The sequence below is a fragment of the Sphingobacterium sp. ML3W genome (genome assembly GCF_000747525.1).
Classification (GTDB): domain Bacteria; phylum Bacteroidota; class Bacteroidia; order Sphingobacteriales; family Sphingobacteriaceae; genus Sphingobacterium.
Genome location: NZ_CP009278.1, coordinates 4,295,859 through 4,306,758, shown reverse-complemented (window position 1 = coordinate 4,306,758; position 10,900 = coordinate 4,295,859). Strand labels below are relative to the sequence as shown.

The 10,900-nt window shown below is 34.6% G+C and carries 8 protein-coding genes and 1 pseudogene; 8 read left to right on the top strand and 1 reads right to left on the bottom strand.

Features of this window, described 5'->3' with window-relative positions:
* Nucleotides 1–187 precede the first annotated feature (187 nt).
* The 6 genes and pseudogenes from KO02_RS24265 to KO02_RS18450 all read left to right on the top strand — a co-directional run bounded on the left by KO02_RS24265 (nt 188) and on the right by KO02_RS18450 (nt 6,740).
* Complete coding sequence (locus KO02_RS24265) at nt 188–316, top strand: hypothetical protein (protein ID WP_262506673.1); 129 nt, start codon at nt 188–190, stop codon at nt 314–316.
* 78 nt (nt 317–394) lie between these two features.
* Nucleotides 395–2,743, top strand: a complete 2,349-nt coding sequence (locus tag KO02_RS18465) for a TonB-dependent receptor domain-containing protein (RefSeq protein ID WP_038700687.1) — start codon at nt 395–397, stop codon at nt 2,741–2,743.
* Nucleotides 2,740–4,065 carry an ABC transporter transmembrane domain-containing protein gene (locus KO02_RS24025; protein WP_200878567.1) on the top strand — a complete coding sequence of 442 codons (1,326 nt, stop codon included), beginning with the start codon at nt 2,740–2,742 and terminating at the stop codon, nt 4,063–4,065. The genes KO02_RS18465 and KO02_RS24025 overlap by 4 nt, the downstream gene beginning before the upstream one ends.
* 50 nt (nt 4,066–4,115) lie before the next feature.
* Entirely contained in the window at nt 4,116–4,937 is an 822-nt protein-coding gene (locus KO02_RS24020; RefSeq protein WP_200878566.1) for an ATP-binding cassette domain-containing protein, read from the top strand.
* A gap of 10 nt (nt 4,938–4,947) precedes the next feature.
* On the top strand, nt 4,948–5,406 hold the full coding sequence (locus tag KO02_RS22965; protein WP_051960042.1) for a hypothetical protein: 459 nt from the start codon (nt 4,948–4,950) through the stop codon (nt 5,404–5,406).
* A 488-nt stretch (nt 5,407–5,894) separates the two neighbouring features.
* Nucleotides 5,895–6,740, top strand: a pseudogene (locus KO02_RS18450) (RteC domain-containing protein).
* A 260-nt stretch (nt 6,741–7,000) separates the two neighbouring features.
* Here the strand turns inward: KO02_RS18450 and tyrS are convergent.
* Complete coding sequence (gene tyrS / locus KO02_RS18445; RefSeq protein WP_038700685.1) at nt 7,001–8,284, bottom strand: tyrosine--tRNA ligase; 1,284 nt, start codon at nt 8,282–8,284, stop codon at nt 7,001–7,003.
* A 112-nt stretch (nt 8,285–8,396) separates the two neighbouring features.
* Between tyrS and KO02_RS18440 the strand changes: the two genes are divergently transcribed.
* Together KO02_RS18440 and KO02_RS18435 are read left to right on the top strand one after the other, a co-directional pair.
* The gene (locus KO02_RS18440; protein WP_038700683.1) at nt 8,397–9,080 is read left to right on the top strand and encodes a hypothetical protein; all 684 of its coding nucleotides are present in this window, start codon (nt 8,397–8,399) and stop codon (nt 9,078–9,080) included.
* 80 nt (nt 9,081–9,160) lie between these two features.
* On the top strand, nt 9,161–10,855 hold the full coding sequence (locus tag KO02_RS18435) for an amino acid permease (protein WP_038700681.1): 1,695 nt from the start codon (nt 9,161–9,163) through the stop codon (nt 10,853–10,855).
* Nucleotides 10,856–10,900: the final 45 nt, after the last annotated feature.

The following is a 10,900-nucleotide window of genomic DNA, read 5'->3' as shown; positions in this document are numbered from 1 at the left end:
CACATATAAATATAGGGCTATTATTGGAGACTGCGTATAACAACCCTCTTAGGTTGATATTATATTACCATTATGTCTGTTCGATCAATCTGGTAATATGTTTGTATTGTCATTAGGACGAAGGTGCCTCGATACTTATTGACAACGGAGTTAATAAAAAATTATCTAATTTAAAAACTTAAAAGGCATGAACAATGTATTTTTATCTCAAGATGTGTTAACATCAGAATTAAATGACGTAATGGGTGGTGGTAAAATCAAAGTAAAGGTTACCAGACCCGATGGAACAACTTACGAAGTTGAATACGAATTCTAAACCTATTCTTGAATAGGTTTGAAGCAACGGCTGTCGCCGTTGCTTCTTTTTTACAAAAATAATCTAATTACCATTGAAATGAGAACCATATTACTTTTATTGATTTCCTTTCTTACTATCCAAACATCAAAAGCGCAAGAATCATATACCATATCTGGAAGAATCCTAAATGAAAAGAATGAATCTATTGAATATGCTACGATATCACTCGCCACAATACCGTCTAGCAGTGTATTAGAGGGGGGTATTACTGATAAAAATGGGCGCTATAAAGTATCTGTATCCAAAAAAGGAACATATCTGCTTAAAGTTGAGTATTTGGGTTATCTGGATTATGACAAAGAAATAAACATAGAGGCGGATAACGTTCTCGATAATATTCTACTACAAGAAGAAGTTGTTGTCTTGGATGAACTTGTAATTACAGCTCGTCGCAAGTTAATAAACAATAACAAAGGACGTATTAGTATGAATGTTGCTGACTCTGAATTGAGCAGACTAGCCTCAACTCTTGATGTTATTTCTTTGATGCCCAGTCTAACTGTTTCTGGTAGTGATCTATCTGTTGTAGGTCGTGGTAAACCATTAATTATACTAAATGGTAGAGAGGTTAAGAACATAGAGGAAATTGCGAACCTAAGCCCAGATAGGATAAAGAAAATAACACTGGATCGCAACCCGTCATCACAGTATGACGCATCTTATAATAGCGTTCTTTTAATAGAAACCAAAGACCAATTAAAGGATCAATTGTCTTTACAGCTCATCCATCGAAGTGGCGTAAAAAGGCAATATAATCATAACGAAACCATAAATGTAAATCATAAATTAGGAAAATTCTCAAATTTTATTTCCTACAAGTTTGGAGATGGAAAAAGTCACGATAAGGTTGAAAATTTTCAAAACATAAATATCAACAACAGCAAAATAAGTAACAGCTATTATTCGGATGCTATAGATAAAAAGAAAGAACACTCGTTAAACTTGTCAAGTTCAATAGTTTTCAATGACAAAAATCAGTTGAATTTCCAATATAACATGAACATTGAAGACAAGAAACTAAATGTGTCTGGCTTTGAAAATCGTAGTGAATCTAACCCTAGCTATTTAGATATATTCCGGAGCTCTATTAACTCTAAAAACTACCCTGCTCTTTCGATGAACCATTCGTGGAAAATTGATTCTCTGAACCAAATAAAGGTTTATGCGGATTACATCCACCAGTCGAATAACGGAACTGAAAATATATTATCACAGAATCCAACAGAGCAATTTTATAATAAAGGCTTCTTAAAAGGAAATTCTACATTCAATACCTATGCTGTCAGAACAGAATACAGTACTAAATTATTCAATAATTATGACATGATGTTAGGTATCCGCTATTCAGGTATCCGTAACCACGCTTTATCAGATTTCAATAATTCCGATACAGATTTATCTTTCATTACTAATTCAAAACTGAATGAGCAAACGTCAGCCGTTTATGGAACGTTTTCAAGACAGTTAGATAATATTTTCATTGAAGTGGGACTACGGGGAGAATGGAATATCGGAAAATATTACAATAATGATAGATCAGTGTTTGACCAACCGAGAAAGTTATCCAATATATTTCCTTCTTTATCTGTTAGTTATGATGTTTCTAAATCTACTCAGCTTAATTTCAATTACAATAGCAAAATAAGCCGTCCAAACTTTGAGGATTTAGATCCTATAGTAAACTACCTGAGCTCTTCGTTATACGAGCAAGGAAATCCAATCCTTAAGCCGACGATTTCCCATAATTTTTCTTTAGGAGCAACATTAGATAATGGTTTGGTCGTTAATGGAGGTTTTTCATATCGTAACAATCTCATTGCATATACTATTGTTCCATTTGATGAGGAGAAAAACATATGGGTAAATACACCAATAAACATTCCGAATAGCTACTCAGTTAATTTCAATGCTACGTACAGTAAAATGTTCGGTAAACTCATTTCTAATTTAACAGCTGATGTTTCCGCTCCGTTTCTAAAATATGAATTTTTAGGGAGTCAGACATCTAATAACAAAACGCAATACCAATTGATTAGTGCAAACATATATAGATTAAACCCCAATGTTTTCTTTGTCGGAAACATTGCTATGAGTAGTAAATATGGTTATGTCAATACTTTATTTGACCCTACCTATAGATTGACATTAGCAGTTAATGTGACTTTATTGGATGGGAAACTTGATCTTGCATTATTCGGGAATGACATTTTACGAAAAGGCAATCCAAATACTATTTCGCGATATGGACTGGTCGAATATGGACAGAAACTTAATTTAGATACACGAATGATTGGTTTAACCGCAAAATTCAATATCAATAAATTTAAGACTTTATTTAAACCAAGCGATAGTAACCAACTCGAACTTGACAGAATTGCAAAATGAGAAAGTTTCCAATATGTATACAGCATGACGTGATGGATTGCGGAGCGGCTTGTATCAAAATGATCACCGAATACAACAATCAATTCATCGATTTATCGGAGATTAAAAGTGAATGTAATCCGACAAGAGAAGGAGTGTCTTTATCCGCCATTGCACGTACTTTAGATTTCTACGGGTACACCACTATTGGTGGAAAAATTACGACAGAAAGACTGATAGAGAAACAGCCTTTACCAGCAATTATTCATTGGAATCAAGAACATTTCGTAGTACTATACAAAATCAAGAAATCCGAACAAGGCTATACCTTTTATATTGCTGATCCCGATATTGGATTATTGAAGTATAAAGAAAAGGACTTTAAAGAAAACTGGTGTAGTACAGTTTCGGGTCAGGAGGATAAAGGGGTGATTTTGGTCATAGAAAAGAAATCAGGGGTTGATCAGTTCTCTGTAAAAAGTAAAAAGAAATCAGTGGGATCCGGTATTCTAAAGCCATACTTCTTAAAATATAAAAAATATTTTTATCAATTGCTTATCGGTCTGCTGATTGGAAGTCTAATTCAAGTTATTTTTCCTTTCTTAACCAGGGCGATAGTGGATATAGGTATCTATAATAAAAATATTGCATTTATTAATGTCATTCTCATAGCTCAACTTGTTCTGTTGTTAAGTAAAATGGTAGCAGAATTTATACAAAACTGGCTCCTTTTACATATAGGCACACGTATCAACGTATCCATGCTTTCGGATTTTCTGGTAAAGTTAATGAAACTTCCTATGAGCTTTTTTGATACAAAGCTTACGGGAGACATTTTACAAAGGTTCGTCGATTTTAAACGATTTGAACAGTTTATCACACAGCAATCTTTGACGGTCTTGTATGCAGTAATCAACCTACTGGTTTTTGGAGGAATTCTCTTATCATTCAGTTTTTCAATATTTTCAGTTTTCACAATCGGAAGTATTTTATACATTCTATGGTTATTACTTTTTATGAAACGAAGGAAAATATTGGATTACCAATTGTTCGAACAGCGCTCCATCAATGATAACAAAACTTATCAGTTGATACATGGTATGCAAGAAGTAAAGTTACAAGGATGTTCGCAACGTCTAAGATGGGAATGGGAAGATGTACAAGCAAAACTGTTGGACTTGAATATCATTTCATTGAAAATTCGCCAACAACAAATGGCAGGAAGTACTTTTATTAATGAAAGTAAAAATGTAATTATTACTTTCTTATCTGCCTATGCGGTTATTAGTGGTGACCTCTCATTAGGGACGATGCTTGCTGTTCAGTATATTATAGGTCATTAAATTTACCGATAGAGCAAATTGCTCAGTTTGTTTATAATAGGCAAGATACTATGATAAGTATGGAAAGGATTGCAGATGTCTATAACAAAGTGAACGAAAACAATGGGCGTCAAGTTAGGCATATAAATTCTGATGTACAGAATATTATTCTTGAAGATGTGTCTTTCAGCTATATAGGTTCAACCCGCCCCACATTGAAGAATATTAATTTAAATATAAAAAAAGGTAGTACTACAGCTATTGTTGGAGCAAGCGGAAGTGGAAAAACTACCCTTATTAAACTATTGTTACAATACTATCCAGCTTCCCAAGGTTCTATATATTTGGGTGCAGATGATTTAAACATTATTGATACGGATACTTGGAGAGCAGTATGTGGTGCCGTAATGCAGGATGGGTTTATATTTTCTGATACGATTGCTCGAAATATCTCCATTTCAGATGATGAAGTAGATAAAGAACGCCTACGCTATGCAATCGAAGTTGCAAACCTAGAGGAATTTATTAACAGCCTGCCACTAAAGCTCAATACTATGATAGGTCTCGAAGGAAGGGGATTAAGTCAGGGACAAAAGCAACGAATCTTAATAGCAAGAGCAGTTTATAAAATGCCACAGTATATTTTTTTAGACGAGGCAACTAATGCTTTGGATTCAGATAACGAGAAAAGAATTACAGAACGATTACAATCATTTATTAAAGATCGGACTGTTTTAATTGTTGCCCATCGTTTAAATACTGTTATCAATGCCGATAATATCATAGTATTAAATAACGGGGAAATTTGTGAACAAGGAACTCATCAGAAACTTATCGAAAGTAAGGGATATTACTTTCAACTTATCAAAAACCAATTAGAATTAGGAAATTAAAATATACACAATGGAAAATATAGAGTTGAAAAGTGAGAAGACTCGAAATATTATAGGAAAAACACCTACTATAATCATTCGATTTGGCAACATATTTATTTTAATTTTTCTCATAGTAATCTTCATTATAAGTATGTCGATTAAGCTTCCCAAAATTCAACTTGGAGAAATCGTAATCCAAAAAGATGGAAAACAGATAGAGCTGTATTTAGAATACGTTGGACAAAAAATTACCAAAGGAAACAAAATGAAGATATATAAAAATGGACGACTGTTACATCAAACAATAATCCCGCATTCAATTAACGATTTTCGGATAAAGGAGAACTACTTTTGGACTACTGTACAAATGCAAATCACACCATTTTCGGAACAGGGAATGTTGTTCAAAGTAGAAGATAATACACGACTATCTGTTGAAATTGAAACAGGAAGTGAGTCTTTTATTCAATATCTGCGTTTCAAATAAGCATTCAAACATTTTCAAGAGAAAGGCCGAAAGCTATTGAATAGATAAAGTAAACTGAAAATTTGTAATTTTTTAAAGCAAAGAACATATTTAGCATAGGTTTTTTAATGGTGAAGTTGAAGAGGTGGGTAAAAGCTTCTAATTACTCCAAAATATACAATAACTAATTATAACCCCAATACTTTAGACGTGGATTTTCTGAAATTATCAATGGTATGAGTAGATACATAGAAACCGCTATTGCAGAGAGAGTATCGATTATAAGGGTAGGTGCAGCTATATTCTGACAAAGGATTTATTCTGATAGCTATTATTGGAATGAAAACATAAAATAACTGTATACACTATTTTTTCAAAGTGACCTTGAACAGGTTAGAGACCGTAAGCAGCATTTGGAGATTGTAACCGACAGCCTGATAATATACTTATTTTTTTGCTTTATAATTTGAAATGGTTGTCTTAATAATATGGTAAATAAACTAACTTAAATGGCATCTTCATTAAATCATATTATCTCAGAGATACTGCGAAAAGAAAATGCAATTTCGCTGTTTGCCATCAATGCTATTGATAAAGCATACCAAATGATGATATACCTGCCAGAATTTTTGACATTAACAAAAGAAGATGTTATAAGGCAGGGTTTTAAAAACCATTGGAAGGAAATCAATTTCTTTCGTAACATTAAGCCATACATACTATCCAAACTCATTTACCACAATAAAGTATTTCGGATGCAGACAACCTGTCCAGTTGACGGAGGAAAGATGTACACAAGTTATTTTTTAGAACAGTAACAGGAATTAAAACAGGAATACAGGGAGCACATCTACAATTCCGATTTTTACAGATACTATCGCTCAGGAAGAACCGACCGTGATGAAACATACTTCAGGTTAGGCAACATCAATTTCCACGATGGTCTGAACAGTTTTGCTTTTGAAATTGACCCACTGTTTTCAACTTATTATGATAATAGAGTGGCTCAGGTAATAGCAAATGAGCTACTTTATACTTATATACTCCAAAAAATTAACGATGATGAAATAGCAGGTTCTCTTTCTCCAAGGGATATTTCATCCGATGGTATTCTTTGGACGGATACCAAAAATGCCTTGACAGAACTGATTTATGCACTGTATGCGAATGGTTCTCTTTCTTACGGTAAAGTAGGAATACGCAAAATCAGTCTGACTTTAGAAAAATTATTCCAGATTATATTGGGAGATTTGCACAATTCTTTTCATCGAATGAAATATCGAGTAGGTTCCCGAACCGCATTTTTAGACCAACTGAAATCTTATTTGGAAGAATATATAGACAAAGATTTATAGGGCTGTTACATTAAATGTAAAAACCGAAGATTTAAAATTTTTGTATGGATTTGAGAAGAATAAATTTTATATATTAGCTATGAGCTAGCGGAAACACATTGAAAAGCAAAGCAATAAGCACCGTTACCAAATCGTTACCTGACTTTTTTGATTATCTTTATAAAAGCTTAGTATTCAACCGATACAGCTTTTTTCTGAAAACTTTAAAATAAAAATGGCCGATTTTGATCGGCCATTTTATTCTATAAACTTAAATATGCCTATTCAGCAATTATTAAATAGTAATTCTTCTTTCCTCTCTGCGCAATGATATATTGATCATTAATCAAATTGGATGTGTTGATTACCTGTTCTATGTCTGTCGCTTTTTCTCGATTAATCGAAACCCCTCCACCTTGCAACATTTTGCGCGCTTCGCCTTTAGAAGGGAATACCTGGGTGTTTACTGCCAGTAGATCCAATATGTTAATTCCTGTGCTCAAAGTTTCTTTTGAAACATTGAATTGTGGAATACCTTCGAATACATCTAAAATAGCTTCATGATCTAAACCATTTAAGAATTCTAAAGTTCCGTTACCAAAAAGAAAATCAGAAGTCTTAATAGCTGTTTCATAAGCTTCTTCCGAGTGTGTACGAATGGTGATATCTTTTGCCAATGCCTTTTGTACTGCTCTTGTATGTGGTGCCGCATCGTGCTCAGCTATAATGGCATCAATTTCTTCTTTCGATTTTAACGTAAAGATCTTGATCCAGCTTTTTGCGTCATCGTCTGAAGTATTCAACCAAAATTGGTAATATTTATAAGGAGAGGTTTTCTTTGCATCTAACCAAACAGCACCTGATTCTGTTTTACCAAATTTTTGACCATCTGCTTTTTTTATTAATTGTGTCGTAATTGCAAAAGCGGTTCCCTGATCTTGTCTACGAATGAATTCAGTACCTGTTACGATATTTCCCCATTGATCAGATCCTCCCATTTGTATTTTACAATTGTGGTGTTTCCAGAGATAATAGAAGTCATAACCTTGAATCAATTGGTACGAAAATTCTGTAAATGAAAGGCCATTTTCGCCTTCTAAACGTTTTTTTACAGAATCTTTAGACATCATATAGTTAACAGTAATTAATTTACCGACATCACGGATGAAATCCAAAAACTTGAAGTCTTTGAACCAATCGTAATTGTTAACCATTTTTGCATCGTTTTCACCTTCTCCAAATGCTAGGAACTTACCTAATTGATTTTTCAAACAATTCACATTATGATTTAATGTATGTTCGTCCAATAAGTTACGTTCAGCAGATTTGAAAGAAGGGTCTCCAATCATTCCTGTTGCACCACCTACCAAGGCAACAGGTTGATGTCCTGCGTTTTGGAAGTGAATTAACGTCATGATTTGTGTCAAGTGACCTACGTGTAAAGAGTCTCCTGTTGGATCAAAACCAATATAACCAGATACTTTTTCTTTATTTAGTAAGTCTTCAGTTCCTGGCATAATGTCTTGAAGCATGCCTCTCCAGCGTAATTCTTCTACAAAGCTCATTGTGTAAAATGGGTTAAAAATTTTTAATATAAGCCACAAATATAAGAGATTAAGCTGTATATTGAGTCAATATTTCTCGTTAAATAATTGCGATAGGTATAAAATTGTTGTTATGAATTTTTTGTCACACTTTTATTTCGAACGTTTCGCGACAAGCCCAGAACGGGTTGTGGGTAGTTTATTGCCTGACTTATTGAAAAATGCGGATAAAGATTTTGTGATCAAGCCCAATAATTTTGAAGATCAATTGTGTGGAAACCCCCTCCATATGGATTTGCTTAAGGGATGGAATGGGCATATCGAAGTTGATCGTTTGTTCCATAATGCGGATTATTTTTTTCACCATACACATGCCATTAAGGTGCTTATTAAAGATGAGTTAGCCGGATTGCCAATAAGACCTTCATTTTTTGCTCATATTGCACTAGAATTACTGCTGGACCACCTCCTAATAGCGCATAAGGCAATTTCAGTTTCAAAATTTTATGTGGCCTTGGAGAAAGTAAATCGAGATGCTTTACGTTCTTTTTTAAACATAAGCCAATTAAAGGATACGCCAAAATTTGATGTTTTTTTTGATCGCTTCATAGCGTCGCAATATATTTACGAATATGCTGATGTGGCGCAGGTTACTCGCGCATTATTTCAGATTTGTAAACGATTGTGGTCTTTTGACTTGAAAGAGGAACGTGTTATAGCGGTGAGTAATAAGTTGACGCAGTATATGAAGGAAGATTTGAAGGATTTCCATGATGTCTATCAGTATATTCACTACGAAATGATAGATTTTGAATAGTATTTGTGTTGTCGTACTAGTATCAGTCTTATTTTTTTTATTTTCGTAACCAAATTACTTAACATATTAACATAAACTACATGTTTAAAAGACTTTTTCGAAAGAAAAGTGTAGATCAGATTATATACGACTCCCAACATGGAGAGGGGTCTGGACTTGCAAAAGTACTGGGTGTAAGAGATTTGGTTTCGCTAGGTATTGCCGCTATCGTTGGTGCTGGAATATTCAGTACAATTGGTTTGGCTAGTTACGAGGGTGGACCCGCGGTTTCGCTATTGTTCATATTCACTGCTTTTGCCTGTGTCTTTACGGCGCTCTCCTATGCGCAGTTTGCGAGTACTGTACCTGTTTCAGGTAGTGCTTATACCTATGCATATGTGGCTTTTGGAGAATTGTTTGCTTGGATTATTGGCTGGGCGCTTGTGCTAGAATATGCCGTTTCTAATACCGTTATTGCAATATCGTGGTCTCAATATTTTGCGTCCATGTTGGAGGGATTTGGTCTGCATATACCGGCATGGTTATCCTTGGCTCCAGGTTATGCGTTAGACGCCGCTCAAAAACTTGCAGAAAGTGGTGCAACGAGTTTAACGGCAGCAGATAAACACGGGCTAGAGGCTTATTTGAGCGCTCCTCGAATCGGAGATATACCGATTATATTTGATTTACCTGCAGGTATCATTACAGTTTTGGTTACTGCTTTAGTCTATATTGGGATTAAAGAGTCGCAACGCGCCAGTGCCGTTATGGTCATTATTAAAGTCGGAATCATCTTAGCAGTTATATTTGGAGGGATGTTTTATGTGAAACCTGAAAATTGGACACCTTTTGCGCCGAATGGAATGCATGGTGTAATGGGCAGCGTTGCAGCTGTATTTTTTGCTTTTATTGGGTTTGACTCCATTTCCACGACGGCAGAAGAATGTAAGAATCCACAGCGTGATTTACCCAAAGCCATGATATGGTGCTTGGTCATCTGCACTGTGCTATATGTCGCTATTACTTTGGTTCTGACTGGAATGGTAAATTACACCGAGTTGAACGTAAAGGATCCTTTAGCTTTTGTGTTTAAATACGTTGGATTTGACTATATGGCAGGGATCATCTCCGTTACATCTGTTATCGCTATTACAAGTGCTCTGTTGGTTTACCAATTGGCACAGCCTAGAATTTGGATGACCATGAGCCGCGATGGCTTAATGTCGAAGCGCTTTGCTCGTGTACATCCGAAGTATAAAACCCCTTCTTATGCAACTATTGTTACAGGGGTAGTGGTTGGTGTACCTTCTTTGTTTTTTAAAATGGATTTCTTTGTTGACCTTACGAGTGTAGGTACTTTCTTTGCTTTTATCATGGTTTGTGCAGGTGTACTGTACATGGATTATTCAGGCATATCAAAAAAATCAAAATTCAGGGTTCCTTATGTGAATGGTAAATATCTGGTTGGATTTGGATTGATTGCCGCAATCGTTTTGTTTTGGATATATGGCCAAGATGTGGTTACGGAATGGAAAAACCTTACATTTATGGATATTATTAAACATAAAGTGTTGGTTATCATCTTTTGGTTGACTTGGTTAGTCTTAAGTTTCTATAGTTTTAAGATGAACTTTTCCCTTTTACCAGTTACCGGTATTTTGATTAATTTATATTTAATGACAGAGCTAGGGGCCAGTAATTGGATTATCTTTATTATTTGGCTTATTGGAGGACTTATTATTTATTTCTTATATGGGTATAAGCATTCGAAACTAAATAAGGAAAGCATGTCTTAACGGAATTGATCGTATATAAAAAAAGCTCTAAACATTGTTTAGAGC